1 protein-coding gene is annotated in these 836 nt (G+C 44.9%); it reads right to left on the bottom strand.

Annotation, left to right across the window (positions count from 1 at the left end; genetic code table 11):
* On the bottom strand, positions 1–836 hold an 836-nt coding region (gene tuf / locus IEY40_RS20105; RefSeq protein WP_188959362.1), incomplete at both ends, for an elongation factor Tu.

Below are 836 nucleotides of genomic sequence, written 5' to 3'. Positions count from 1 at the left end.
CCACGTTCTACGTCATCACGCTTAGTACCACGTAATAACACACCACAGTTCTCACCTGCACGACCTTCGTCAAGCAGTTTACGGAACATTTCTACACCAGTACACGTTGTCTTAGTAGTTGCATGAACACCAACGATTTCTACTTCGTCAGATACACGTACAATACCACGCTCAACACGACCAGTTACCACTGTACCACGACCTGAAATCGAGAATACGTCTTCGATTGGTAGTAGGAATGGCTTATCGATGTCACGCTCTGGCTCTGGAATATAAGAGTCTAACGCTTCTGCTAACTCAAGAATTTTACCTTCCCATGCTGCATCGCCTTCTAACGCTTTTAATGCAGAACCTTGGATAACTGGTAAGTCATCACCTGGGAAATCGTATTCTGAAAGAAGTTCACGAACTTCCATCTCTACTAATTCTAGTAATTCTTCGTCATCTACCATGTCACACTTGTTCATGAATACGATGATGAAAGGTACACCTACCTGACGTGAAAGTAGAATGTGCTCACGAGTCTGTGGCATTGGGCCGTCAGTCGCTGCTACTACTAAAATCGCGCCGTCCATCTGTGCAGCACCAGTAATCATGTTTTTTACATAATCGGCGTGACCTGGACAATCTACGTGTGCGTAGTGACGTGATGGAGTGTCATATTCGATGTGAGAAGTATTAATGGTAATACCGCGCTCACGCTCTTCTGGAGCGTTATCGATTTGTGCGAAGTTACGAGCTTCACCACCATAAGTCTTAGACAATACAGCTGAAATAGCTGCTGTAAGAGTTGTTTTACCATGGTCAACGTGACCGATGGTGCCTACGTTTACGTG

Origin of the sequence: Shewanella ulleungensis (genome assembly GCF_014648315.1) — a bacterium.
GTDB lineage: Bacteria > Pseudomonadota > Gammaproteobacteria > Enterobacterales > Shewanellaceae > Shewanella > Shewanella ulleungensis.
This window is presented reverse-complemented; position numbering and strand designations above follow the sequence as displayed.